Here is a 25,576-nt window from a genome sequence, read left to right on the forward strand (position 1 = left end):
ACCTTTAAAAAAGAGATGGAAGACAACCCTTATGCGCATTATTATGTCGTAGAAAAAGCAGACGAAATCATTGGATACTGTGGTCTGTGGTTGATCATTGATGAGGCGCATGTCACGAATATCGCCATTCATCCGGACCATAGAGGAAATAAGTATGGAGAGCGATTGTTCCGCCATACGTGTAACGAAGCGATCAAGCATGGAGCGATCCAGCTATCGCTTGAAGTGAGAGTTTCAAATACAGCCGCGCAGCATATGTACCGGAAGTTCGGCATGGTACCTGGAGGCATCCGCAAAAGGTATTACTCGGACAACGGTGAAGATGCGTTAGTGATGTGGGTGGGATTAAAATGAAGGAAGATCAATACATTTTAGCGATTGAAACGAGTTGTGATGAAACGGCCGTGGCAATTGTAAGAAACGAAACAGAATTGGTTACGAACATCGTCGCCTCTCAAATTGAAAGTCATAAGCGTTTCGGAGGGGTGGTACCGGAAATTGCCTCCAGACACCATATCGAACAGATGACCATTACACTTGAAGAAGCCCTGGAAGACGCGGGGATGACACTAGACGATATGGATGCCATTGCCGTGACGGAGGGACCTGGACTGGTCGGCGCCCTTCTTGTCGGTGTTAATGCAGCGAAATCGATCGCTTTTGCAAAACAAAAGCCGCTCGTAGGCGTGCATCATATTGCCGGTCACATCTATGCGAACCGTTTGGAAAAGGAATTTGAATTTCCGCTCCTTTCTCTCGTCGTTTCCGGCGGGCACACGGAGCTTGTGTTGATGCGTGAACATGGATCCTTTGAAATTATCGGTGAAACGCGGGATGATGCCGCAGGGGAAGCGTATGACAAAGTAGCACGGACGCTGAAGCTTCCATATCCAGGAGGTCCTCAAATTGACCGTCTCGCTCAAGAAGGGGAAGAAACAATCGATTTTCCTCGTGCCTGGCTTGAAGATGGATCCTATGATTTCAGTTTCAGCGGATTGAAGTCAGCAGTGATCAACCGTCTTCACAAAGCGAAGCAGCGGGATGAACATTTGAAACCTGAGGATGTAGCCGCAAGCTTTCAGGCAAGTGTTGTGGACGTGCTATCCACAAAAGCTTTACGAGCTGCTGAGGAGTATGGTGTGAAACAAATGATTGTGGCGGGGGGTGTCGCTGCCAATAAGGGACTGAGAGCTGCGCTTCAGGAGAAGTTTGAAGGCAGCGAAACAGAATTGCTCATTCCACCGCTTCATTTGTGCACAGATAATGCCGCGATGATTGCTGCAGCTGGAGCTGTTGCGTACAATCAGGGACACCGGGCTGGATGGGACTTGAATGCCAATCCAGGGCTGGATCTTGAACTCTTTGGTGGACGAAAAAAATAAGGTCGTAACAAGAACGATTAAAGCTCTCTTTTATAGATAAGGAGGGCTTTTCCCTTTTATTAACGGGAGTGTGTATAAGTGTGAGGATGGATTAAGAAAATGAATTATCCACATGTGTATAAACATACAGTGGACAATTCATTAGTGGATAAGTAGAAATAGTAAAGAAAACGGTACCAATTCTGTGGATAAATATCATTATTTTTGTGGATAATGTGTATAACCTTGTTGAAAACTGTTAATAAAGCTATTCGACTGTTGAAAACTATGTGGATACTGAATCATCATTCATACACGCTTATGCATTTGCGTTAGGTTCATCATTAAAAGTAGATATTAATCAACCTTTACTTCCGTTCATTCAAAGCGGAATATCGTTCTAACACTATCTGTTTGGAAAAAAATGGTGTACCAGGTCATCCATATTCTGGACGACCTGGTACACCTGTTTCTTTCAGTATCAGTCATGGAGGGTTTCCCATTCTTCCATGAGGGCTTCTAGTTTGGTTTGGAGCTGGGTGTTGTCTTCTGTGATCTCGAGTGATCTTTCGTGGTCCTGATAGATGTCCGGGTCACAGAGGAGCTCTTCGTTTTCTTCGAGTCTCGCTTCCAACTGTTCAATTTCTTCTTCAATCTCAGCAATGCGGCGGTTTTTCTTTCGTTCTTCACGCTTTGCCGCTTTGTCTTCTTCAAAGCTGTTCTTCTGCTGCACTTCCTGCTGTTTTGGTTCGTTTTGAAGTCGTTCTGCTTCTTCGATTTGTTGCAACTCGTATTCTTCCTGTTTCTTATCTACATAGTAGTCATAATCCCCAAGAAACAGTCGTGTTTCCTCAGGATTCATTTCCACAACCTGTGTCGCGATCTTGTTGATAAAGTAACGGTCGTGGGAAACGAACAAGAGGGTACCTGGATAGTCCACAAGCGCTGCTTCCAACACTTCTTTACTGTCGAGATCGAGGTGGTTGGTCGGCTCGTCGAGAATCAAGAAGTTCGCTTCCTGCATCATCAGTTTCGCTAAAGAAAGTCTCGCTTTTTCGCCACCACTCAGCGCTGAGACAGGCTTCAGCACATCTTCTCCTGAAAAAAGGAAGTTACCGAGGATGGTGCGGATATCTTTTTCGTTTTTCATCGGATATTCGTCCCAAAGTTCGTTCAAGACGGTTTTCTTTGAGTTCAGCTTCGTCTGTTCCTGATCGTAATAACCGATCTGCACATTCGTTCCGATTAACTTTTCACCTTTCGACTGTTCCAAATCTCCGATGAGTGTTCTCAATAACGTTGTCTTTCCAACCCCGTTGGGTCCGACGAGCGCAACAGCGTCGCCACGATTCAAATCAAGGGATACATTGTCGAAAAGGTAATCGTCGCTGTCATCGTAACGAAACGCATAGTTGCGCAGCTTCAGCACATCGTTCCCGCTTCGTTTTGCTGTCTGGAAACTGAACTTCGCCGATTGGTTGTCGTCCTTCGGCTTTTCGAGCTTGTCCATTTTCTCCAGCTGCTTGCGGCGGCTTTGTGCCCGCTTACTTGTCGTCGCGCGGACGATGTTTTTCTGAATGAAATCTTCCATCCGTTTAATTTCTTCCTGCTGCTTCTCAAAGCGTTTGAGTTCCTGCTCATAGTCCGCTTCTTTCTTTTGCAAATAATCGCTGTAGTTGCCATGGTATCGCTTGGATGATTGAAACGCGATTTCATACACGGTATTGACGATCTTGTCCAGGAAGTACCGGTCGTGGGAGACGATGACGACCGCTCCTTGATAGCCTTGCAAGTACCCTTCAAGCCAGCTCAGGGTATCGATGTCCAAATGGTTCGTCGGCTCATCGAGGATGAGGACATCAGGACTTGTGAGCAAAAGCTTTCCGAGTGCCAGGCGTGTTTTCTGCCCGCCGCTCAAGGAGTTGATCGGTGTATCCCAGCTGAAGTTTTTGAAATTCAACCCGTTCAACACGCCGCGGATATCTGCTTCATACTGGTAGCCGCCAGCCGTCTTGAAGTATTCCTGTTTGCGGTCGTAATCCGCCAACAGCTGCTGGTAACGTTTTTGATCGTCGAGCAAGTCTGGGTCCGCCATTTGCACTTCCATGGAGCGGAGTTCTTTTTCCAAGTCCTTCAGATGGGTGAACACCTTCTCCATCTCGTTCCAAATGGTCTCCTCAGACTGCAGCCCTGTATTTTGGGCCAGGTAGCCCATTGTTGTTTCTTTCGGTTTGAAAATATTTCCTTCATCGTGGCTCATTTCACCAGCCATCATTTTGAGCAAGGTTGATTTTCCTGCTCCGTTCCGACCGACGATGGCGATCCGGTCGTTCATCTGCACTTCCAATTTGATATTCGATAAAATCAACTCGGCGCCGAAACGCTTCGTCAATTGGTTCAATTGCATGAGAATCATGTCGTTTCACCTCAATAAAATCAGTGTATCTCATAGGCGAGCCCCCTAGCAACACAATGGTCTCCAAGTATGTGAAATCTTTAACGACTAACGTTTGATTTTTTGGTAGAATAAGAGTAGTGTTTCAATCAGTACTGTTAACAAAAAGGGGTAGAAGAAAATGGCGGAGTTCAGTCATTTTAATGACCAGGGCCGCGCCCGTATGGTGGATATTTCAGACAAAAACGATTCCGTGCGGACGGCCGTCGCAGCAACGAGTGTACAAGTGAATGAAGAGGTTTATCATAAAATCACGAACCATGAGATTGGAAAAGGGGATGTGCTTTCTGTGGCCCAGGTCGCAGGGATTATGGCAGCGAAAAAGACATCTGACTGGATTCCGATGTGCCATCCGTTGTCATTAAAAGGCATCGATGTGTCCTTCGATTGGGAAACAGAAGACCAGCCGACATTAAACATCGAGATTTCTGTCAAGACGAAGGGAAGCACAGGGGTGGAAATGGAAGCGCTAACGGCCGCTTCAGCCACAGCCCTCACGGTTTACGATATGTGCAAAGCGTTAGATAAAGGAATGGTCATCGGCCCGACCTATTTGAAAGAAAAGACAGGCGGGAAAAACGGCGACTATACGAGAAACAGGTAAAGGAGTCCGGTGCTAATGGATATCGAACAAACGAAGATTCCACAGGCGACAGCGAAGCGGCTGCCGCTCTATTATCGCTTTTTGAACAACCTCCATACCCAGGGCAAACTGCGTGTGTCTTCGAAGGAACTGAGCGATGCGGTCAAAGTCGATTCAGCGACGATCCGCCGCGATTTTTCCTATTTCGGAGCACTCGGCAAAAAAGGGTACGGCTACAACGTCGAGTATTTGCTTTCCTTTTTCAGAAAAACGCTCGATCAGGATGAAACGACACGTGTCGCGTTGATCGGTGTCGGGAATTTGGGGACGGCATTTTTGAACTACAACTTCACGAAAAACAACAATACGAAAATCGAAATCGCCTTCGATGCGAACGAGGAGAGAGTCGGTTCTGAGGTCGGTGGCGTCGGTGTCGAGCACATTGACGATTTAGAAGAAAAGCTCGGCGACATTTCTGTTGCCATTCTCACGGTTCCATCCTCTGCCGCTCAAGGGATTGCGGACAGGCTTGTAAAAGCTGGGATTTCAGGGATTCTTAACTTTACACCAGCGAGGATCAGCGTGCCCTCGAATGTCAGGGTCCATCATATCGACCTTGCCATCGAACTGCAGGCTCTCGTCTATTTCCTGAAGCATTACCCACTGAACGAAGAGGAAGCAGAGGAAGAACAATAAGAAAGACAAACGGGTGTGAAATCATTTTGATTTCTCACTCTTTTTTTAGGAGGAAAGGATTTGGAAACGTTAACGTTTGGTTCAGAAACAGAAAGATTGGTCATTAGACCGCTTGAGAAAAGCGATTATGAAAGCTGGCTTCAAGGATATGAGGGGCGTTTTCCGTCAAAGCGCCGTCATGATGAAGGCCGTCTTGATATGAGTGTTTGTACGGAAGAGTGGTTTGATGAGCTCGTGGAGAAACATCAGCAGTTGGCGATGAACGATACCGCCTATGTCTTCGGTGTTTTTTTGAAAGAAGACCGTACCCATGTGGGGATGATCGATTTTTCTACCTTAGTAAGATATGATTTCCAGTGGGGAAGAATCGGGTATGCGCTGCATAATCAGCATTGGGAGAAGGGTTATGGCAAGGAAGCGGTTGCTGAAGCGTTAAGGATTGCTTTTGATCAATTGAATTACCACAGGGTCGAGGCCCATATCAATTTGGATAATGCGCCTTCCATCAAGATGGCAGAGGGTATCGGCCTTGAGTATGAATGCACCCGGAAAGGGTTCATCCATGAGTTTGGGGAATGGACGGACAACTTGATTTATTATAAAAATGCAGAATAAAAAAGAAGCTCAGCCTGACGCTGAGCTTCTTTTTATGTTATTCGGTATTTTCTTTCCAGCTTTTGTCCATGAGCATCTTGCCCGGCCACGTGTAGGCCATGATGCCGCCGTCAGCGGTGATATCTTCACCTGTCACATACGAACTCTCATCAGAAGCAAGGAACAGGGCGACGTTTGCCATTTCTTCCGGACGTCCCAGACGTCCCATCGGAGTGACCCATTTATTCGCTTCACGGAACTCCCGGCCTTCTTCTTCCTGCTTGGACCCTGCAAGTTCCTGAACGAGCGGAGTTTCGATGGTTCCTGGAGAAATCGAGTTGACACGGACGCCTTCACGCGCATAGTCGATCGCCATCGCTCTTGTAAAGTTGGTGATGCCGCCCTTGGCTGCATTGTATCCGGAGCGGTCGAGATCTGCGGCCTGGCCGGACATGGATGATGTATTGATGACAGATCCTCCATTTTCAAGCATGAGCGGGAGGATGTACTTGCTCGTCAAGAACGTACCTCTCAAATCGACGGCAATGATTTTATCAAAGAGTTCCACAGGATATTCGTGGACCTTTCCGCCTTCCTGATCGACGCCCGCATTGTTGAATAGGATGTCGACCTTCCCGTAATGTTCTTTTACGTAATTGGCGAACTGCTGGACACTATCCACCTCAGAAACATCAAGCTCGACAGCTTCTGCTTTTCCACCTTCGTTCTTTACTTCATCCACGGTTTTTTGTACTTCTTCTACATTAATATCCCCGCAAACGACCGTTGCACCTTCACTTGCGAATCGTTTGACGGTCGCCGCACCGATCCCTGTCGCGGAACCGGTAACGACCGCGATTTTATTATCTAAACGTCCCATATAAAAAGAACCTCCTTTTGTTCGTTGCTATGACTCTTACCCCCTTCTATAATCGTTGTAAACCTTTGTCAGCACAGAAGGCGCTTACAGTCGAAACGTGCGGAATCATGGTTAAGGAACAGCGGAGGTGGTATAGTAAATACTAGTTCGCGTATCGAAAGAAAGCGGGTGAGACGATTGAGTAAACTGCCTCATAAATGGCTCGTGGTCGTGTCTGTCCTGTTCGGGACGTTCACGGTCATTTTGAACAATAGTATGCTGAACCCTATTCTGCCGCGGTTCATCGAGATTTTTGAATCCGATGCCGTAGCGGTAGGATGGATTTTGACGATCTTCATGGTATCGATGGGGATGACGATGCCGCTTACCGGCTATTTCGGTGACCGGTTCGGGAAAAAGAAAGTGTACCTCGTCGGGCTCTGTATTTTCCTTGCAGGTTCCACACTCGGATTCTTTTCATCGACGCTCGGTATGGTTATCTTATCCCGGGCGATTCAGGGCATGGCTGGCGGATTGATGATGCCGATCGCCATGGCGCTCATCTTTAATTCGTTTCCCCGTTATGAACGGGGACTTGCGGTCGGCGTGTACGGCGTTGCCGCCATGGTCGCACCAGCCATTGGACCAACCATCGGTGGTTTTCTGATTCAATATTTTGACTGGCCGTGGTTGTTCGCCTTCAACATTCCATTCGGATTGACTGGACTCATTTTATCTTCGAAATTTCTTGAGCGTACCGAAACCGATCCGACGAAGCGGTTTGATCTGGTCGGCTTTCTGATCATAGCGACCGGCATCGGCTCAGTGCTGTTTGCCCTGGGGAGGGGCCGGACGCTTGAAACGTTGTTCGACCCTTTGAACATTGCATTGATCGTAGGTGGATTGATCGCCATCGTCCTTTTCGTCTTTTACGAAAACCGCCAGGAGGATCCACTGCTGAACTTGTCCGTTTTCAAAGTGCCGACCTATTCCGTTTCAATCGTCGTCACTTCAGCCGCATCCATCGGCTTGTTTTCAGGGATATTCTTGCTGCCATTGCTGATTCAAAATGTGTACGGGCTGAACGAAGTGATGACTGGACTGTTGTTCCTGCCGGCAGCCGCTGCGAGTGGGGTGTTCATGTCCATCGGTGGACGCATCCTTGATAAAAAAGGACCGAAATACGTCGTGCCACCGGGCCTTACGATCATGGCGCTCGCAACCTTGGGCTTAAGCTTTTTACAGCTGTCAACACCATACTGGCTGATTCTCTTGTTGAATACGGTGAGAGGCCTTGGGATGGGAATGGGGAACATGCCGGCGACGACATCAGGCATGAACAGCATTCCGGAACATTTGGTTGCTCAAGGGTCTGCGATGAACAACATCATCCGGCAGATCTCTTCTTCGCTCGGTATTGTCTTTTTCTCCATTTATTATGAAGTGAGGCGGGCTCAAGTGTCGGCGAACCCGGATATCGATATGCAGGCAGCCACCCTGCAGACGCTTAATGAAGCGTTTCTCGTATCTGCAATCGTGCTGATCATCGCGATTCCGTTTTCGTTCATATTGAAAGGTGTACAGGATGACAAAGAGGAACAGGAAGCATAGAAAAAAGCAGGCCCACACTCGTGGACCTGCTTTTTTGCGACATTATTTCTTTTTTGCATTCTTAATCTTGTTGTGTAGATTGAAAAGCCGAATCGCTACGGCAATGTTGAATGTCGCGACAATGGCCAGGATGATGGTCATCGCATTCCACACCGTCTCTTCTGCCGACTGTGCGGCGATGTAGGTGAATGCTACGCCCATCATCATGTAAAGAAAAGCCATGAATAAGGGTGATGTTCTCATATTATAAAAAGCCTCCAATAAAGATGGTCTCCAGCTGTTCCTGCATGCGGCGGATATCCTCTTCGGTGAGGAAATACTGTGAAACGACAACAAACGAGTTCATCGCCATATGAGCCACGATTGGTGTAATAATTCGTTTTGTTTTGACATATAGGAAGGCGAAGACGACTCCCATGGAGAAGTACACTAACATATGGCTGAAATCGAAATGGAATGCTCCAAAGAAGAGAGCGGATACGAGCACGGCCAGCCAGAAGTTCGTCCGCTTATAAATCGTACCGAAAATGATCTTACGGAAAATAATCTCTTCCGTGATCGGTGCAAACACGACAGGAAGGAGAATGAACAGCGGCGATTCACGTGCGATTTCCATCAATCCCATCGTATTCTCAGATCCCGGTGATACCCCGAACAATTCACGTTCAATGGTCGCGGCGATGGCCTGGGCGAACAAAGCTAAAAAGACACCGGCGATCGACCAGAGCACGACTTTTCCCGGTCCTGCTTTATCCTCGCTCCGGGCTAAAGCATCCTGTGGATTCCGCCGGAGCAGGAGAAGGATGATGATGGTCGCGATGGTAAAGCTGAACACAGACCATATGGCAATCGCATCAAAACGTGAAATTTCCAACGCCTGTACAATTAACCAGACAGCTGGAATCGCAGAAATCTGTGCGATGAGATAGGTAACGATAATGTACCAATAATGTTTCGGCATAAAGGCACGACTCCTTTTATAAATCCCTTTTAATTGCTTCAATATACATACTTTATGTATTCTATCACAGTTTCAAAACCAGACGTAAGGAATAAGGGTCAGTGTAAGAATTTTGTCGAAAAAGAAGTGCAAAATTTCTATAGTTTCTACTTGAAAAACGATAGCGAATTGCTTATTATAATAATTGTGTTAGCACTCATCATCGACGAGTGCTAATAACCGACAAAAATTTGAACAACCATATCAAGGAGGGTGTCCTAATTGTTAAAGCCACTTGGTGATCGTATTGTTATTGAACTAGTTGAAGAAGAACAAACTACTGCGAGCGGAATCGTACTTCCTGACTCTGCGAAAGAAAAGCCACTAGAAGGTAAAGTTGTTGCTGTCGGCACAGGCCGCATCACAGACAACGGTGAAAAAGTAGCACTGGAAGTCGCACAAGGCGACCGCGTGATCTATTCTAAATTCGCAGGTACAGAAGTAAAGTATGAAGGCAGCGAATACTTGATTCTGCGCGAATCTGATGTACTAGCTGTTATCCAGTAGTCACTTTTTCTATAAAAATACTTAAGAGATACGATTTTAATGAGGAGGGCATTTTAAATGGCTAAAGAAATCAAATTTAGTGAAGACGCGCGCCGCTCTATGCTGCGTGGTGTAGATACATTAGCAAATGCTGTTAAAGTTACACTTGGACCAAAAGGACGTAACGTCGTATTAGATAAGAAATTCGGTTCTCCACTCATCACAAACGATGGTGTGACAATCGCTAAAGAAATCGAACTCGAAGACCACTTCGAAAACATGGGTGCACAACTCGTTTCTGAAGTAGCTTCTAAAACAAACGATGTCGCTGGTGACGGTACGACTACTGCAACGGTCCTTGCACAAGCGATGATCCGTGAAGGTCTTAAAAACGTAACGTCCGGTGCAAACCCAGTAGGTATCCGTAAAGGAATCGAGAAAGCGACAGCCGTAGCAACAGAAGAGCTTCGCAAAATCTCCAAGCCGATCGAAGGCCGCGATTCAATCGCACAAGTGGCAAGCATCTCTGCTGCTGACAATGAAGTCGGCCAGTTGATTGCTGAAGCAATGGAGCGCGTAGGTAACGACGGTGTAATCACGATTGAAGAATCTAAAGGTTTCAACACAGAACTAGAAGTGGTTGAAGGTATGCAGTTCGACCGCGGCTATGCTTCTCCTTACATGGTCACAGACCAGGATAAGATGGAAGCGGTTCTTGAAGATCCTTACATTCTAATTACAGATAAGAAGATCAACAACATCCAGGAAGTTCTTCCTGTACTTGAGCAAGTGGTTCAACAATCCAAGCCACTTCTATTGATCTCTGAAGATGTTGAAGGCGAAGCGCTTGCAACACTTGTTGTGAACAAACTTCGCGGTACATTCAACGCTGTAGCTGTTAAGGCTCCTGGATTCGGTGACCGTCGTAAAGCGATGCTTGAAGATATCGCAACACTTACAGGTGGCCAAGTAATCACAGAAGATCTTGGGCTAGAATTGAAGAATACAACAATTGACCAGCTTGGACGCGCGTCTAAAGCAGTCATCACAAAAGAAAACACGACAATCGTCGAAGGTGCAGGAAACCCTGAGCAGATCTCTTCCCGTGTTGCTCAAATCCGCGCACAAGCAGAAGAAACAACTTCTGAATTCGATAAAGAAAAACTACAAGAGCGCCTTGCAAAACTTTCTGGCGGCGTAGCTGTCATCAAAGTCGGTGCGGCAACAGAAACAGAATTGAAAGAGCGTAAACTACGCATCGAAGACGCCCTGAACTCTACGCGAGCAGCAGTAGAAGAAGGAATCGTTGCCGGTGGTGGTACAGCCCTTGTAAACATCATTAACTCTGTGGAAGGCCTTGGCCTTGTAGACGACGAAGCAACTGGTGCAAGCATCGTTCTACGTGCACTTGAAGAGCCAGTGCGCCAAATCGTTCACAACGCAGGTCTTGAAGGATCTATCATCGTTGAGCGTCTGAAAGCTGAAGAAGTAGGCGTAGGCTTCAACGCTGCAACAGGCGAATGGGTGAATATGGTTGAACAAGGAATCGTTGACCCAACAAAAGTTACACGTTCTGCGCTTCAAAACGCAGCTTCCGTAGCCGCAATGTTCTTGACTACTGAAGCGGTTGTAGCGGATCACCCAGAAGAAGATAATGCAGGCGGCGGTATGCCTGACATGGGTGGCATGGGCGGAATGGGTGGAATGATGTAAGCTGTCCTCAAACCCTTTGCTACACAGGGATTTGATACCCTATAAATGAATATTGACTGGATTTTGACTGGATTTCTATGAAATTAAGTTTAAATCATATAAGCCTCCCTAGAGTTATAAAACTCTAGGGAGGCTTTATTCTTCTATTTATTTATGTGTTCATTCGCAAATGATTTATTCTAAGCAACCATTTGTTCTAGCCCAACTATAAATATAATTTCTTATTTCTTTAACTCTACCTTCGGCGTTGCATTTTCCATCCCTTTTACCTACTAAAGCTTTCATGTTTAGAATTTCATGTATTATGTTTTCAGAATCAATATATTCGTAAGGGTCTTTAAATCCAGGATTAAGCCAATGTAGATAGATGGAATATTCATTATCTTGAAAGTATTTTAAGGTGTTCAAAGCATCTTTTTTAAATTGGATAGAACATAGAACAATTTTAGGGCTGTAGTTGACTTGAATAATTTCTTCAACTGATTTTCCACGCTCTTGGGGAGAGCCATTTATTAAGAATACCCCGGTGCGTTCACCGCTAGGTCCTACGCAAAGCTTTCTTTCTGATTTTTGAGCAGTTCTAATATTTTGGTCATTAAATAATTTTTTCCATGTTTCCGACTTTCCTGAGTTTCGATGACCTAATACAGCAATTAATAATTTTTTTTCCAATTTATATCCTCCTCTAAAAGGCAATCACTTAAATATATATTATATATACGACGAAGATAGAACCTAAATTCATTTTAATTAGATAATAATGGATTAATTGTAGTAATTAGGTTTAATTAGTATAATTTTACTTAAGGTAAAAGTTAGTTGCTGGATACGTATAGTGAATTTCATATAATTAAGGAGAGTTGTTATGTATAAGGGGATGAACTGGTATAAATGTGACTTGCAAATGCAGACTCCTGGGGATCATTTAAATTGGCTGAGAAAAGACCCAAGTTTCATAAATGGAAATTGTACTGATGAAGAGCTGAATGAATCAGTAGATATGTACTTAAAGCGATGTCACGAAGTAGAATTAGATGTGATAGGTATAACTGATCATAATTTTATAGGAATGCGGTTTTTAGAAGGTTTGATTTCTCGTAATAGAATGATTGCAGAAGAAGTTGGAAGGGACCCTCTAGTTATCTTCCCAGGATTTGAAATTGAAATCTCTCAAGGGAATGGTGTTCATTTACTTTGTCTTTATGGGCCATCCACCCCGTTAAGATTTATTGATGATAAAGTGACAGCACTTGGTCTCCATTATACTGGGAGGACAAATGATGGAAAAATCTTACCTTCTCCATGTACATTTGACCAAGTGATTAATGCAGTTCAGGAAGATCCTACTTATCAAGGTATTGTAATTGCTGCTCATCCTTTATCAGAGAGTGGTATGTTGAACGACCGTTTTTTATCAGAGCATTTTCAGAAGTATATGCTAACAGATAATCGATTACTGGCCATTGAAGTGCCAGGCCCTATAAGTTCACTTTCAAAAGGGTGGCAAAGGTTATTATTATCTGGATCCGATTGTCATCCAGATTGGAGGAGGGAAAACCCCATAGCTACTGTGATGTCCTCAGATTGTTACAGCCTAACTGAGAGTGGAAAGGGCTATATTGGAAAACGACACTCATGGATTCGTATGTCAGAGAATACAATAGAAGCTTTAAGACAAGCCTTAAAGGATCACCAATCTAGAATTCTTTTACAAGACCCAAATCCTTCGGAGGATATACGTTATGGAAGAATTGAATCATTACAAATTGAAAATGTAGCTTTTCTCGAAAACCAAACTATTAATTTTTCGCCAAATTTTAATTGCATTATAGGTGGTAGAGGGGCCGGTAAATCCTCCATACTTGAGTACATAAGACTGTGCGCTAACTATAAAATTGAAAGAGATAATATTGAAAATTTAGATAGAATAAGAAATACTTTAGGTCCAGAATCAAAATTACAATTGACATGGAGAGACATAAGTGGTTCAGATACCTTTAAACATGATATGTCAGATGGTGAAAGTAAGATTATAAGTAGAGAAGAAGATATTGATGATCCAGAAACAATCTTTAAAAAATTAGGTGTTCAAATATATAGTCAAAGAGAAATTTCAAATATTGCAAATGACACTCAAAACCTCTTACGTATAATCGATCAAATTACAGGAGCTAGCATAGATGCTCTGAAGCAACAAGAAAGCTCAATAAAAGAAGATATTCGCTCATATCAACATGAAAAGAATAAACTTTATAGAAAAATTAGTGAGAGAAGAAGTCTAAATCAAGAAATTAATGAATTACAACGCCGTTGGGATTCATTTGTTGCAGTTAAGAAAGAAAATGAAAAGAGGTTAGCAAATCAAGAAGCAAAAAAATATTTAGAAACAATACTTTCAGATACAGAAGAGATAGTATTAGAGTGGGATGAAAAAGTGAATTCTGTCATAAAAGGTTACGAGTTAGTAAATTTAGAAGACAAAAGTTGGAGTAATAAAGACTTTTTTAACGAATTAAATGTTGGTGTACAGCAAGCTAATGGGGACCTTGCTAGAGAAGTAAAGGGAGCTCTTCAAAAATACAAAGAAAAAATAGCTATGCTAACAATAGAGAATGATAAATGGTGGGGAATGGTCCATAATAGTTTCGAAGAATCAGAAGCTGAATTTCTAAAGGCGTGTGAACGTGAGGGCTTAAAACCTGAAGAACTAGAAATTTTAAAAGATGTTAATGTACAGAAAAATAAAAAGGAAAAACAGCTAGAAGAGCTAGAAATAGAAATAAGTGAGCTGCAAAAAAGTGTGGAAAAACTTGAAGAACTATTTGAAACGTTATATCAGGTATGGAATCAGGAGACGAAAGAAAGAATTGAAAAAATTCACTCATTAATTGAACGTGGTGCGATACCGAGAATAGAAGCCAATAACGAACCTTTTATTAAAGTTGAAATTAACCATATGGGGGACGAAACAAGCTTCTTAAGACATTGGAACAATATTAAGGTAAAAAGAAACACAAGATTGGGAAGGAACTGGGAGGAAATAGGAGGTGCTTTGTTTGCTAAATTCTTGAAAGAGGAATCGTTTTCTACCCCATGGGAGTTATTGTTGCAATGGGTTGAGAATAAAGATAAAGTTCCATCTGAGCTACAAGAACACTATGACCAGTTGGTCGAGTTGTTGAGCAATGCTCAAATCTGGGATGAATTAATGATACAACGAATTAATGACGAAATCGACATTACTTTATTTAGAGATGATGGTTCCAGAGCTGGTTCATTATTAGATAATGGTTTGTCTGATGGTCAGAAAAACACTGCAATATTGACACTATTGTTTACCGAAGGAACTAGTCCGATTATCATTGATCAACCAGAGGATGAATTGGACTCAGATTTTATTTATAACCAACTTGTTCCACTGATTAGAAATATTAAAAATAATAGACAAGTAATTGTGACATCTCATAATGCAAACTTACCAGTAAATGGAGACGCAGAGTTAGTTTATGCATTGAGGACAGAGATGGGGAACGGTATGGTTAGAAACCAAGGTGGTATAGATAACGAGGATGTAAGAGAGTCTATCTTAGATATCATGGAAGGATCAGAGGAAGCGTTTCGTAAAAGGCAAGAAAAATACTACTCTTAGAATTGTAGTTGATCTACCTATTTACATTTTAGTTTATTAGAGCCCGATTATACTAAATACTTCTTTAGTGAATGATCGGGCTGTTTTAATTAATCCAATGCGCCTTTCATTAGTTCACTGAATTTATCTGAAGCCTTTTGTTCCATGTTTTTTGTAATATGAGCATAGATGTTCATAGTTGTATTTATATCTCCATGACCCAATCTTTGCTGAATTTCCTTTGTCCCTACACCTGCCTCAATTAAAAGAGAGGTATGAGTGTGCCTAAAGGAATGTGGTGTAACATTCTTATCGATTTCACTAAGCTTTAACAGACGTCTCATACGGTTTTCAACCGTTTTTATAAAATCAGGATAACCTGGATTATTAATCTCTTTTGCAAATACAAATCCAAAATCATTGTACAGATCTCCAAGAGCCATTTTAATTTCTTTTTGGTAAGTTAAATGCTTCTTGAACTCATTCATCACTTGCTTGTCCATTTTTAACGTCCGTATAGATCCTTTTGTTTTAGGCGTGAGCAGCTGAAAATTCTTCGTATTATTGTTTGGGTTGTAATAGGTTTTTGTAATGCGGATAGTTTCATTATCAAAGTTCACATCGGCCCATTTGAGTGCCAGCATTTCTCCAACACGCAAGCCACTATAAGCGAGGGTGAGAAACATAATAAAGTCCCTATCTAATCCCTTTTCTTTAGCTGTTTTTAAAAAAGTTATCAGCTCATTCTTTTCTAAAAATTTTATTACCTCTTCATTCTGCTCAATTTCCTCCACCGTTTCAATTTTCTTTGGGATTTTTGCGAATTCACTTGGGTTTGTTTTAATAAGGTTATATTCTAATGCCTTCTTAAATAACATTCGGCCAGTAGTATGGATCCCATCCAGGGTATTATGGGCGTATCCTTTTTCGTGTAGGTCATCAAGAAATGCTTGATAATGTTTTCTTGTAATATGAGATAACTTCATTTTTGAAAAATATCTTCTGAAGTGCTTCAATTCTTTAGTACGTGCACGATGCGAGCTAACCTTAGAATTTTTAGCATAGAAATTAAGCCATTCATCAGCAAATTCGTTAAGAGTAATATTGTTTTCTTCCACAAAGGAACCTTCTCTTAACTCCTTTTCTAGTTCCTCTGCTTCGACTCTTGCGTCTGATTTTCTTGTGAAACCACCCTTAGACTTTGTTCTTCTTGTTCCGGTGACTGGATCTAACCATTCTAATTGATAGGACCACTTGTTACCTCTTTTTCTTAGATATGCCATAGTATTACCTCCTATCTAAACTGTAAGTTATAAAATGGTTTTGACTGGTACAATAGGACGTCGCTTTATTTTTTCCAGTCGTTCTTGGCATATATCTAACGGAATTTTAAAATCTCGAGACCATACATCAATGATTTCAGGATCATTCAACGTATACTCTTTAATCATGTGATAGGGTAGCGAGGCATAAAGAGTGAAGTGCCTTGCATCTCTTTCTTGAAGATCATAAAAATCTTTAGGCATTATTAACTGCCTTCCAGCATGTCTCAATGCGTGGCATAGCTCGTGGAAGAATTGCTCTCGTTGGTTTATCTGGGGAAGGCGACTATCTAAAACAATTTCTTGAAACTTCCCTACTTTCATATAACTAGCTTGAGTCGGTCTACATTGAACAAAGATTTGGTTTTCATATCCAATGTTATGAACACTTAAGTCAGTGGGTTCTTTAAAATTGTGATTTTTATACCACTGAGTTACAAGATCTTCTAAAATTGTGGTTGTGTAGCAAGGAAACCTCAAACTAATCACCATCCTTATAAGCATTATACGAACAAGTGTTCTATTATTCAATAAATAATTACAAAAAATGGATTAATTAAAGGGGGATTAGGATTACTTATTCTGCAAAGAAACTAAAGTATAGGAATTTATCTCCAGAACCATAATGAAGTTAAGATTCATAGTTTTGGAGAGTGATAGAAAATGTTCCTAACAGAAGCTTGGGAAAAGTATTATGTCGATAAAAAGATTGAAGGTTACTCGCTACTAACACTGAAAACATACTGCTTACAATTCAATATGTTGGTGAAATACTTTGGAGATGTTGATACAGAAGAGGTGGCTATCGATCAGCTAAAGAGTTACTTGGTTGAGGTGGGCGGACATCTAAAACCCTCTAGTCTTGGAAACAAGGTTCGTTTCCTTCGATCTTTTTTCAAGTGGCTACATGAAGAGGGTGTTATTAATGAAAATCCAGCTATTAAATTAAAAGAACCTAAAGTTGGCAAGAGAATCCCTAAGTTTCTAACGGAGATGGAAATTGAGCAACTAAGGGACTCGTGCTTAACTTCCCTGGAAAGGGCACTTTTCGAATTTTTTTATTCAACTGGTTGCCGTATCGGAGAGGTAGTAAACCTGAATAGGGAGGATATCAATTTCTCAGCAAGATCGGTTATTGTAAAAGGAAAAGGAGATAAAGAAAGAGAAGTTTATTTCAGTATTCGTTGTTCACTATGGCTACAGAAATATATAGAGGGACGCAAGGATCATGATGAATGTTTATTTATTACAGACAGAAGACCTAAAAAGAGAATGAGTATTGAGATCATCCGATATATTATTAAACGTATATCCATACGCGCAGCCATTAATAAAGAAATACACCCTCATCAATTAAGGCACAGTTACGCTACCCATTTGCTTAATAATGGAGCGCCAATCGAAGTTATCCAAAGCTTGTTAGGGCATGAGAAAAGTGAAACAACGAAAATTTATGCTCAACTAAGTGGTAAGTTAAGACAGGATTTCTATAGTAAATATTTTTAGGAGCCGTTCCTGTGAGAAGACACGGCTTCTATTTTTTGTAAATAATGCTTGTGGGGAAGGGGTCAATTTGAAATAATTGTTATTAAGCATTAGAAAGATTATCTCGAAACTGAGTCTTCAAGAAAAGGGCAGGTTAGTTGAAGACTCAGTTTCGAGATAATTGCCCCCATAATTGAAATCAAATACATATAATAACACCACATCAATTATACAAAGTTTCGTGTATAAAGATTGATAATGATACAATGAGATTTCTATAAATGAGTTTAGATACCACTCTATATTTAGCTTCAAAGATGTAAAAGCATAGGATAGTATAATGGGGGAACTGTCTATATGACACAAGAAGATTTTTGGAAATTTGTGGGCCCTATTTTTATTTTATCTGTAGGGTTCTTAATGTTATATGCTTCATACAAATACAATAAAAATGAACATGAAAAAATGGATTGGGAGAATCAATATTGGGCGGGAACTCTATCTAAGGAGATACTCTCCGAATTACCTTGGTGGGTACTAAGGGTAGTTTTCGCAATTATAGGGTCTGGATTAATAACTCTTTCTTTGTATTTCATAATTTTTAAATAGTAGGGTAGTCAATCACTTCAAATACCTTAAATTCAAGTCCTCAACTTTCAAGGGGCGATAGTTACACAGTGGCTATCCCTTATTGAGCTAACGGAGTGGTTTAGTTTAAGAAAATAGCTAAATAAACGGAGGATTTCTATTGAGAACTGATGCAATAATATTTGTTTTATGTACCATTGTATTTATTCCAATTGCAATATTTCTGTCCCTTTAGGATACACTTTAGGGTTTGAAAGAAAGAGAAAAACATATCAGTCATTATGGAAAAAAAGCAGAAAATAAATAGCTTCTTTCTTAAACTATCGTGTGCGTTAGCTATTGTCTGTTCAAAATATCTCGAAGCCAAGTTATATAATAACAGGGGCTTATATAAAATAAAGAAAAAAGGAAGAAGAGTAAATTACACTGCCTTCCTTTTTTCTTTGGGGATCAATTTGTATCGAGAATTATTTAACATGACACTAAATAAAGCAAATAACAAGATAATCGATATACCAAATAATGAATGGTAAGACATAGATATTCGGGGATCAAGTAACTGAAAAGCATAAGTAAACACCGGTATAAATGAAAGAGACATCATGACAAAAAAGCTATCAGAATATTGAATCCCCATCTGCAAAAAATAGAGGGGCATTGTAACGCCTAATATTGATACAATCAGGATCCATAACCAATTTGCAGATAATTGTTGCAATAAATTACCCTGTTGAATTGATAGAAAGAGGGATAATCCAACAATGGCATAAAATCTGTGCGCAAGTATTTTAGAGGAACTCCATTGGGCAATACTTAGTCGTTTGGAGAAAATAGCTGCTAAAGCTGCACAGAATCCACACAGTATAGAGGAGAACAACCCTAAAAGTGTGACTGGTAGAGATTCAAATTTAATTCCCGAACTCCCCTGTAATGTACTGATAATCAAAAATAGACTGCCTATTAAGGCACCCAATCCTATCCAGAGGTCTAATTTATTCATTTTACTACCATAAATTAGCCTTACAATGATTAAGGAAGAGACTGGACCAATTCCTATTTCAATTGCACCTACAATTGCAGGTTCTATGTATTTTAAGGCAAAATAAAAACTCATGAATGCACCTGCAGTACTAAGGTTAATCCCAACTATATCCTTAAGAAAGCTTTTATTTATTTTCATGTATTGGGATGATTGTTTCAGTTGTATTCCGAGAAAAAAGAATGCAGTAATAAGAAAGCTAATAAAAGTGAAGAAGAAGGGACTTATTTCTTGTACTTTGTTGGAATAGTAAACGTTGCTTCCGGAAGTTAAAAACGCTGAAGCAATTAAAAAAGCAGTTCCAACCATTGCATAGTTCTTAGTTAGTCGCAATTAAATCCTCCTTTATCTATCGGATTTCCTTTTTATGTATATTGTTGTTATTCTAAATTTGGAAGAATGGATTGTCAATGTTGAATTATTTACCTTTTTATCTTGAAATCGAGTCTTCAAGTAATGGGGGCTTATGTGGAATATTAGTCGTAACGAAAGGGTTTTTTGATTGTTAAAAAAAGTGATATCTTTGGTTTGTATAGCAATTGTTGTGTTGGTTCTTGGAATGGTGGTAACTACACCATCCGAAGCAGCTTTTAACAAATGGGTTTCCGAAAAACACAATATTAATTGTGAAGCAGATGGAAATTGTTTGAATGGAAAAAGTCAGATAAGGTTTAGTTCCTCTCATTTTAAGAACGCTGGAGTATTTGCTTCGCAAGAACAAAAATTTGAAGATCCGGATGGAGGGGAAATAATAATAAGAACTTTAGGTGTGTTCGGTCATTTGATTGAGATGGAGAACAGCAAACTATGGGAGGTATTCAATTAGGTTTTATCTGAAGTGGAAATTATCTCGGAATCGAGTCTTACCGTATCGGGGGCAATTCTATAATTATGGAATTGCCCTCTTAATATTGATTGCACAGGGGGTTGTTAAAGACTCAGTTTCGATATAACAGTCATTTTGAAACTAAAATCTTTTTGTCTCGTACATAAGTTATATCGGATTTTCAAATATCTTTGAAAGGGGCTTCACCTTGAGTGATGTAATGGATTATAGAAAAAAAGACGAAGTATTTCATTATTTGATAGCGTCTATAACCTTGATTTCTTGGCTGTTATATTTTTTATTTTATTCTCACCTATATACTATTGATGAATTAAAATCTGGAATAATATTTATTTGTTTGGCTGCCCCCTTCTATGCACTATGTGTGTTCTTTTATTATAAAATCTATTTTAGAGATAATTAGAGATAGAGGGGCTAATGAAGTTATCTTGAAACTGAGTCTTCAAGAATTGGGTCAGGAGTACATGCGGTTTTTATTTCACTTCATGAAGACGAGGGAATTCATTCAAACGATAGGGTGAAAAGTATTTAAAAGAGGTGATGAAATGGAATACATAGCATATTTCTTATTTGCATTTTCAGTATGCTTTATCATAAGTTCTACAATTAACTTTTTGTTTAATATGAGAAGCAAGAGAGACTGGATTATTACTTGTTTATTGAGTATTGTATTAGGTGTGATTTTCTTGCCTTTCATGGCAGGTTAGCTCAACTGAATACTAATAACCATGGATTTATCTACGAGTGATGAGCTTTTTCGATTAAGTAAATGAAATTTCAAAAATGAAATTGATTGAGAGGGAATTATTATTAGAACAAGTATAATTTATATTGCAGGGGTTTTTCTTCTTACTGCCTGGTTAGTTATAGCGGATTATATTAGACATGACACTTTAAACTGGGGACCAAATATTGCACAGTCCTTGTTTGTCGTGACATTTATAATTGCAGCACTTTTGTTAGGGAAAAAGTTCCGAAACAATTAGTGGTGGATCTAGCGTGTTAGGAATTACATATTACCTGTAGTGTTTTTATATAAAATATTGGCTTTAGATTTCTTGGTTTTCTTGTAGTCAACGAACATAATATTCACGATGATCAAAGATTAGGTGGTTCTTATGCAGCAATCAAGTGTGATGAAAAGTATTTTTTATTTTATAACACCTTAAGGAATCGGTGGGAATTGCCGCTTGGTCAGAGGGAAGAGAATGAATCACCAATGGATTGTGCGATATAGATGAAGTTGATGTTAAGGCTTTTAACTATAGACAATAATATATACCTTAATTATCTCGACATCGAGTCTTAAACAAACGGGGGCAATTGTTCAATAAGAATCATTGCTCTTACTTAAAATGAACAACTGATTCAACAATGAAATGTTTTTGAACGGGAATTAAAATACATAAAAATTAGGGAGTAATCATGAAAGGATTCATTTGGATTATAATCACGTTTTATTTGTTTGTGACTGTACTTTGGATAGCTAATTCACCTTACTTATTCTCTGCTTGGGGTATGTCTGCGTGGGGAAGTTCAATTGTGTTAGGCTTTATGCTTTACTCAAAAGTTAGAGGAAACTTTCAAAAGAAAGTTCTTATATATTCAACTTACTTTATGGTTTTTTTAGTTATTTTAACAGGATTGATCCATGCAACAGTTACTTCTATGCCATAAAATTTTTAAAAATTTTAACATACCTTTTACTGAATTAAGTGTGGTATCTAAGGGAGGGGGAAGACCTATTATAAAGATAATATTATATTCCTCACTGTTTATTTTTCTATTTTCTATTCTTCTACTAGCTGACCTAATCCAGTCAGGTAATGTTACTTTGAAAGAGAATGCCTTACAAACTTTGTTTGTGGGTACATGTTTAATTATATTGGAACGCGCCACTAACAAAAAGAAGAGTGAAAAGGGTTCGAGTCGATAAGTTACTCTGAAATTCTTCCATTATTTAAGTTTATGGTGAGGGTAGTGCGGTGAAGAAAAACTTAACAATATGTCTCGATTTCAAATCTTCAACTAACGGGGGCGCGCGACAAGTTCTGCTATAAACGCTTTTCAGCGTGAAAGGCAGGAAGTTTATTTCATTAAATTTCAACTGTACAACGGAGGGTGGGAATGAAGGATCCATGTTTCCTGAAACCATCCCGTCAACACTCCTGCATGCGTTAAGACGGACAGGTCTTAGGGTGTGAAGCACAGGTAGATTGGGCAGAACGAAGGCTGAAGCCATAATTAAGGTATGCCGACGGATATGCCTCACGGCTGTAAAACTAGATAGGGTGAGAATCGTTCTTTGAGATAGGAACTGACGAACTTCCGAAGGTAAGGGTCTATAGTTTCGAACGTAAGGAAACTTACGTGTCATCTTACGATGACGTGAGTGGTGTGGAGTAAAACTGCCCCCTCTGAAAGACGCTATACCGAACGATGGCGGTATCGAGCTCACAGGCTTATAGGAAGCATCTACGTCTAGTATGGATAGCTACGTTGTAGGGTACTTGGAAAGCAAGGGACGTTGAATCAAAGGCTGTCACCTGAAACGGTTGCTATAAAGCCATGCTGAAAAGCATTTATCCTTGTGAGGGTAGGGGAATGACTGATGAAACTTCTGTAATGGAAGTGAAGGAATAGCCCCAAGTCTAGAGTATGGAACGATTATTTTCCTAACGTGAATGGCACCGATCGGGTAGGAACGTGGGAACATCACTCCAAAGGAGGGATGCCACAGTGTCAACGCTGCGAAACTGGGATTATTATAATATGACGGAGACCTTTACGGATCTTCATGAAAAAGCGAGTCAGGGAAATGCGTTCTCTCATTTATATGAAACCATCATATCGAGAGAAAACATCCTGCTCGCTTTTCGCATGATTAAAACCAATAAGGGATCAAAAACACCAGGAACCGATGGGAAGACCATCGATGACATGAAAGAGCTATCCGAGAAAGATCTGGTAAACGAAGTCCGAACCAAACTTAGAAACTATCACCCGAAGAAGGTTCGAAGAGAATGGATTCAAAAAGAGAATGGAAAATGGAGACCTCTAGGGATTCCATGCATCTTGGATCGAGTGATCCAACAATGCTTCAAACAAGTTCTCGAACCGATTGTAGAATCTCAATTCTTCAAACATAGCTACGGTTTCAGACCCCTGCGGTCTGCTCATCATGCTATGGCAAGGATACAGTTCTTGATTAACCATAGTCAACTTCATTACGTCGTTGATGTAGATATTAAAAGTTTCTTTGATAACGTAAATCATCGCCTATTAAAGAAGCAACTCTGGAATATCGGCATCCAAGACCGAAAGGTATTGGCATGTATTTCTAAAATGATTACATCGGAAATAGATGGTGAAGGTGTGCCCGATAAGGGTTCACCACAAGGTGGAATCTTATCTCCCCTTCTTTCTAATGTCGTCTTAAATGATCTAGACCAATGGGTTGCAGACCAGTGGGAAGTATTTCCCCTGACGAAATCCTACAGTTCAGATGATGCAAGAAGGCGAGCGAGAAAACAAACGAATTTGAAACAAGGATATCTGGTCAGGTATGCTGATGACTTTAAAATTCTGTGTCGGGATGGAAAGACAGCGCAGAGGTGGTACCATGCGGTACGCCTGTACCTCAAAGAGCGTTTGAAGCTGGACATCTCACCAGAGAAATCTCAAATTGTAAACTTAAGAAAACGAGAATCTGAGTTCTTAGGGTTCAACATTCGTGCGAATAAAAAGGGAAAGAAACGAGTGGCCCATACTGGGGTCATTTCTTCAAAAAGCGAGAAAATCAAACAGGAAGCGAAGAAACTCATTCGAAGAATGAAAGCTTCGCCTTCTGCTGAGAATATTCATCGTTACAATAGCTTTGTTCTAGGACTTCACCAATACTTTAAGCGAGCTACTCATGTAAGTCTCGTGTTTTCACGTCTTGCTTACGATCTTAAACCATTTTTAGTGAACCGCCTTCGACCGGTTGGAACGCTAAAACATCCTTTTAAGCCACCGCCTTTTTATAAGAGAACCTTTAGTTTAGGAACAAAAACGATCTATATCAATGGTACGTATCTATTTCCCATCGGAAATGTGAAAACATTTCATGCGATGAGCTTCAGTTCAAAGCTTTCGCTTTACACGAAGAAAGGCAGAGAACAGATACACAAAAGTCTTCGCCCGGATATCCAGAAAGAAATTGGGCATTTAATGAAGTCTTCTTTACCGAATCGAAGTGTCGAATACCTGGATAATCGTATTAGTCGGTATAGTATGAAGATGGGGAAATGCGAAATTACAGGCGAATATCTTCACGCTTCAGATGTTCATTGTCACCACTATGTGCCAAAGAATCTTGGAGGAAGCGATCAATTTCAAAACCTGCGTATTCTTCATAAGGATATTCATCGACTGATTCATGTAAAAGATATAGAGAAGATAAAGTTTTATCTTAACCAATTACCACAGAATCGATTGATCTTAGATAAAATCAATCAATACCGAAAGGTATGTGGGGTGGAAGGGATCGACGCATCCAGTCTCGAAGAGTAACAAAGGAACTTATAATGTAGTACACACCTTTAGATGGAACGCCGAATGCTGGGAAACTAGCATGTTCGGTGTGGAGCAGGGGAAAAGCCGGAGATAACCTCAAACGCTTACCTATTGCTAACGATTATTCAATAAGAATAGTCGCCTTTTTTTACTAAAGTATTGAGAAATTGTTGAAGACTCAACTTCAAAACATTCACCTTTATGAAACTAAACTGGATCAATTCCGTAAGTCCGATACAGATAATTTCGGTTCACAAAGGGTAATGAAAAAGTTAGGCATGAACTATGAAGGCACTTTAAGAAAGAATGAGTTTATAAAGGGCGAGTTTAGAGATATAGTTATAATCGTTTTAAAATCTGTTTAGGAGGATAGTTATGAGTAACCCTGATGTCTTAAAGAAACAAATAGAAGATAAAAGACAAAAGATGTATGACGCATATCTAAACGGATCTAATTACAATTATGTTGTTAAACTATCTCAAGAACTTGAATAGGGGGCGCTTCTTCCATTGTAGCTATCGCTTAAGGAGCTATACGGAACAGGATAATGTAATAAAACTATTAGATAAATGTGTTGAAAGGCGTTTAGGGGGGGAGTTATGACTTTTGTAAATCTTTTAATAGTAATATTAGTAGGGTTGGCGATTTTAGCAATTGGGTATATTTTGAAGAAAAAATGGATTAAATTACTATCTATCATTCCATTTGCCTTTGCAGTTTGGGAAGTTACTCGTCAAAGCTTTGTGTAAGA

23 protein-coding genes (1 of these 23 running past the window's edge) are annotated in these 25,576 nt (G+C 40.5%); 15 read left to right on the forward strand and 8 right to left on the reverse strand.

Going from position 1 to position 25,576, the window contains the following annotated elements; all coding sequences use genetic code 11:
• Together rimI and tsaD are read left to right on the forward strand one after the other, a co-directional pair.
• Positions 1–354, forward strand: partial view of a ribosomal protein S18-alanine N-acetyltransferase gene (rimI, locus tag ACJA3J_RS02385; RefSeq protein ID WP_089654962.1) — the 3' portion only. It extends 90 nt beyond the left edge of the window; the window shows 354 of its 444 coding nt (coding positions 91–444); its start codon lies off the left edge, out of view; it ends in the stop codon at positions 352–354.
• Positions 351–1,382: a tRNA (adenosine(37)-N6)-threonylcarbamoyltransferase complex transferase subunit TsaD gene (tsaD, locus tag ACJA3J_RS02390; RefSeq protein ID WP_089654963.1), complete on the forward strand. Its 1,032-nt coding sequence runs from the start codon at positions 351–353 to the stop codon at positions 1,380–1,382. The genes rimI and tsaD overlap by 4 nt, the downstream gene beginning before the upstream one ends.
• Positions 1,383–1,842: 460 nt before the next feature.
• On the opposite strand, the gene ACJA3J_RS02395 is transcribed toward tsaD, so the two are convergent.
• Positions 1,843–3,777, reverse strand: coding sequence for an ABC-F family ATP-binding cassette domain-containing protein (locus ACJA3J_RS02395; RefSeq protein WP_406945414.1), 1,935 nt, complete (start codon positions 3,775–3,777; stop codon positions 1,843–1,845).
• Between the two features lie 160 nt (positions 3,778–3,937).
• Between ACJA3J_RS02395 and moaC the strand changes: the two genes are divergently transcribed.
• The 3 genes from moaC to ACJA3J_RS02410 are packed head-to-tail and all read left to right on the forward strand — an operon-like array spanning position 3,938 to position 5,710.
• On the forward strand, positions 3,938–4,420 hold the full coding sequence (moaC, locus tag ACJA3J_RS02400) for a cyclic pyranopterin monophosphate synthase MoaC (protein WP_406945415.1): 483 nt from the start codon (positions 3,938–3,940) through the stop codon (positions 4,418–4,420).
• 15 nt (positions 4,421–4,435) lie between these two features.
• A complete protein-coding gene (locus tag ACJA3J_RS02405) occupies positions 4,436–5,095 on the forward strand; it encodes a redox-sensing transcriptional repressor Rex (RefSeq protein ID WP_089654966.1) in 660 nt (219 codons plus the stop codon).
• 60 nt (positions 5,096–5,155) lie between these two features.
• Positions 5,156–5,710 carry a GNAT family N-acetyltransferase gene (locus tag ACJA3J_RS02410; RefSeq protein ID WP_406945416.1) on the forward strand — a complete coding sequence of 185 codons (555 nt, stop codon included), beginning with the start codon at positions 5,156–5,158 and terminating at the stop codon, positions 5,708–5,710.
• 37 nt (positions 5,711–5,747) lie between these two features.
• Here ACJA3J_RS02410 and ACJA3J_RS02415 read toward each other — a convergent pair whose 3' ends face one another.
• Positions 5,748–6,569 (reverse strand): SDR family oxidoreductase, encoded by an 822-nt coding sequence (locus ACJA3J_RS02415; RefSeq protein WP_406945417.1) that lies wholly within the window; start codon positions 6,567–6,569, stop codon positions 5,748–5,750.
• Positions 6,570–6,746: 177 nt separating this feature from the next.
• Here ACJA3J_RS02415 and ACJA3J_RS02420 point away from each other — a divergent pair, with 177 nt between their 5' ends.
• Positions 6,747–8,159, forward strand: a complete 1,413-nt coding sequence (locus ACJA3J_RS02420; RefSeq protein ID WP_115824371.1) for an MDR family MFS transporter — start codon at positions 6,747–6,749, stop codon at positions 8,157–8,159.
• Between the two features lie 42 nt (positions 8,160–8,201).
• On the opposite strand, the gene ACJA3J_RS02425 is transcribed toward ACJA3J_RS02420, so the two are convergent.
• Complete coding sequence (locus tag ACJA3J_RS02425; RefSeq protein WP_089654970.1) at positions 8,202–8,402, reverse strand: YdiK family protein; 201 nt, start codon at positions 8,400–8,402, stop codon at positions 8,202–8,204.
• A 1-nt stretch (position 8,403) separates the two neighbouring features.
• Positions 8,404–9,120, reverse strand: coding sequence for a lysostaphin resistance A-like protein (locus ACJA3J_RS02430; protein ID WP_406945418.1), 717 nt, complete (start codon positions 9,118–9,120; stop codon positions 8,404–8,406).
• A 261-nt stretch (positions 9,121–9,381) separates the two neighbouring features.
• On the opposite strand from ACJA3J_RS02430, the gene groES reads away from it, so the two are divergent.
• Together groES and groL are read left to right on the forward strand one after the other, a co-directional pair.
• A complete protein-coding gene (gene groES, locus ACJA3J_RS02435; RefSeq protein ID WP_089654972.1) occupies positions 9,382–9,666 on the forward strand; it encodes a co-chaperone GroES in 285 nt (94 codons plus the stop codon).
• Positions 9,667–9,723: 57 nt separating this feature from the next.
• Entirely contained in the window at positions 9,724–11,358 is a 1,635-nt protein-coding gene (groL, locus tag ACJA3J_RS02440) for a chaperonin GroEL (protein WP_089654973.1), read from the forward strand.
• Positions 11,359–11,532: 174 nt separating this feature from the next.
• Here the strand turns inward: groL and ACJA3J_RS02445 are convergent, their stop codons facing one another.
• Positions 11,533–12,030, reverse strand: a complete 498-nt coding sequence (locus ACJA3J_RS02445; protein ID WP_153464081.1) for a hypothetical protein — start codon at positions 12,028–12,030, stop codon at positions 11,533–11,535.
• A 193-nt stretch (positions 12,031–12,223) separates the two neighbouring features.
• On the opposite strand from ACJA3J_RS02445, the gene ACJA3J_RS02450 reads away from it, so the two are divergent.
• Entirely contained in the window at positions 12,224–15,007 is a 2,784-nt protein-coding gene (locus tag ACJA3J_RS02450; RefSeq protein ID WP_406945419.1) for a TrlF family AAA-like ATPase, read from the forward strand.
• 89 nt (positions 15,008–15,096) lie between these two features.
• On the opposite strand, the gene ACJA3J_RS02455 is transcribed toward ACJA3J_RS02450, so the two are convergent.
• Positions 15,097–16,269 (reverse strand): tyrosine-type recombinase/integrase, encoded by a 1,173-nt coding sequence (locus ACJA3J_RS02455; protein WP_153464090.1) that lies wholly within the window; start codon positions 16,267–16,269, stop codon positions 15,097–15,099.
• Between the two features lie 27 nt (positions 16,270–16,296).
• Complete coding sequence (locus ACJA3J_RS02460) at positions 16,297–16,797, reverse strand: ImmA/IrrE family metallo-endopeptidase (protein WP_237648673.1); 501 nt, start codon at positions 16,795–16,797, stop codon at positions 16,297–16,299.
• A 174-nt stretch (positions 16,798–16,971) separates the two neighbouring features.
• Here ACJA3J_RS02460 and xerA point away from each other — a divergent pair, with 174 nt between their 5' ends.
• Positions 16,972–17,814, forward strand: coding sequence for a site-specific tyrosine recombinase/integron integrase (xerA, locus tag ACJA3J_RS02465; protein WP_153464093.1), 843 nt, complete (start codon positions 16,972–16,974; stop codon positions 17,812–17,814).
• 336 nt (positions 17,815–18,150) lie between these two features.
• On the forward strand, positions 18,151–18,402 hold the full coding sequence (locus tag ACJA3J_RS02470; RefSeq protein WP_406945420.1) for a hypothetical protein: 252 nt from the start codon (positions 18,151–18,153) through the stop codon (positions 18,400–18,402).
• A 400-nt stretch (positions 18,403–18,802) separates the two neighbouring features.
• Here ACJA3J_RS02470 and ACJA3J_RS02475 read toward each other — a convergent pair whose 3' ends face one another.
• Complete coding sequence (locus ACJA3J_RS02475; protein ID WP_406945421.1) at positions 18,803–19,753, reverse strand: DMT family transporter; 951 nt, start codon at positions 19,751–19,753, stop codon at positions 18,803–18,805.
• Between the two features lie 169 nt (positions 19,754–19,922).
• Here ACJA3J_RS02475 and ACJA3J_RS02480 point away from each other — a divergent pair, with 169 nt between their 5' ends.
• The 4 genes from ACJA3J_RS02480 to ACJA3J_RS02495 all read left to right on the forward strand — a co-directional run bounded on the left by ACJA3J_RS02480 (position 19,923) and on the right by ACJA3J_RS02495 (position 25,574).
• On the forward strand, positions 19,923–20,246 hold the full coding sequence (locus tag ACJA3J_RS02480) for a hypothetical protein (RefSeq protein WP_406945422.1): 324 nt from the start codon (positions 19,923–19,925) through the stop codon (positions 20,244–20,246).
• 2,760 nt (positions 20,247–23,006) lie between these two features.
• Positions 23,007–24,821, forward strand: a complete 1,815-nt coding sequence (ltrA, locus tag ACJA3J_RS02485) for a group II intron reverse transcriptase/maturase (protein ID WP_089654486.1) — start codon at positions 23,007–23,009, stop codon at positions 24,819–24,821.
• Between the two features lie 378 nt (positions 24,822–25,199).
• Positions 25,200–25,319: an aspartyl-phosphate phosphatase Spo0E family protein gene (locus tag ACJA3J_RS02490; RefSeq protein WP_406945423.1), complete on the forward strand. Its 120-nt coding sequence runs from the start codon at positions 25,200–25,202 to the stop codon at positions 25,317–25,319.
• Positions 25,320–25,424: 105 nt separating this feature from the next.
• Positions 25,425–25,574 carry a hypothetical protein gene (locus ACJA3J_RS02495; RefSeq protein ID WP_406945424.1) on the forward strand — a complete coding sequence of 50 codons (150 nt, stop codon included), beginning with the start codon at positions 25,425–25,427 and terminating at the stop codon, positions 25,572–25,574.
• The last annotated feature ends 2 nt before the right edge of the window (positions 25,575–25,576 follow it).

Origin of the sequence: Halobacillus sp. SY10 (genome assembly GCF_045401165.1) — a bacterium.
GTDB classification, from domain to species: Bacteria; Bacillota; Bacilli; order Bacillales; family Halobacillaceae; genus Halobacillus; species Halobacillus aidingensis.

What these genes read in the sequence shown, in the direction of transcription:
- tsaD (WP_089654963.1), top strand. Translation starts at nt 351, where the DNA reads ATGAAGGAAGATCAATACATTTTAGCGATTGAAACGAGTTGTGATGAA.
- ACJA3J_RS02395 (WP_406945414.1), bottom strand. Translation starts at nt 3,777, where the DNA reads ATGATTCTCATGCAATTGAACCAATTGACGAAGCGTTTCGGCGCCGAG.
- moaC (WP_406945415.1), top strand. Translation starts at nt 3,938, where the DNA reads ATGGCGGAGTTCAGTCATTTTAATGACCAGGGCCGCGCCCGTATGGTG.
- ACJA3J_RS02405 (WP_089654966.1), top strand. Translation starts at nt 4,436, where the DNA reads ATGGATATCGAACAAACGAAGATTCCACAGGCGACAGCGAAGCGGCTG.
- ACJA3J_RS02415 (WP_406945417.1), bottom strand. Translation starts at nt 6,569, where the DNA reads ATGGGACGTTTAGATAATAAAATCGCGGTCGTTACCGGTTCCGCGACA.
- ACJA3J_RS02425 (WP_089654970.1), bottom strand. Translation starts at nt 8,402, where the DNA reads ATGAGAACATCACCCTTATTCATGGCTTTTCTTTACATGATGATGGGC.
- ACJA3J_RS02430 (WP_406945418.1), bottom strand. Translation starts at nt 9,120, where the DNA reads ATGCCGAAACATTATTGGTACATTATCGTTACCTATCTCATCGCACAG.
- groL (WP_089654973.1), top strand. Translation starts at nt 9,724, where the DNA reads ATGGCTAAAGAAATCAAATTTAGTGAAGACGCGCGCCGCTCTATGCTG.
- ACJA3J_RS02450 (WP_406945419.1), top strand. Translation starts at nt 12,224, where the DNA reads ATGTATAAGGGGATGAACTGGTATAAATGTGACTTGCAAATGCAGACT.
- ACJA3J_RS02455 (WP_153464090.1), bottom strand. Translation starts at nt 16,269, where the DNA reads ATGGCATATCTAAGAAAAAGAGGTAACAAGTGGTCCTATCAATTAGAA.
- xerA (WP_153464093.1), top strand. Translation starts at nt 16,972, where the DNA reads ATGTTCCTAACAGAAGCTTGGGAAAAGTATTATGTCGATAAAAAGATT.
- ACJA3J_RS02470 (WP_406945420.1), top strand. Translation starts at nt 18,151, where the DNA reads ATGACACAAGAAGATTTTTGGAAATTTGTGGGCCCTATTTTTATTTTA.
- ACJA3J_RS02490 (WP_406945423.1), top strand. Translation starts at nt 25,200, where the DNA reads ATGAGTAACCCTGATGTCTTAAAGAAACAAATAGAAGATAAAAGACAA.
- ACJA3J_RS02495 (WP_406945424.1), top strand. Translation starts at nt 25,425, where the DNA reads ATGACTTTTGTAAATCTTTTAATAGTAATATTAGTAGGGTTGGCGATT.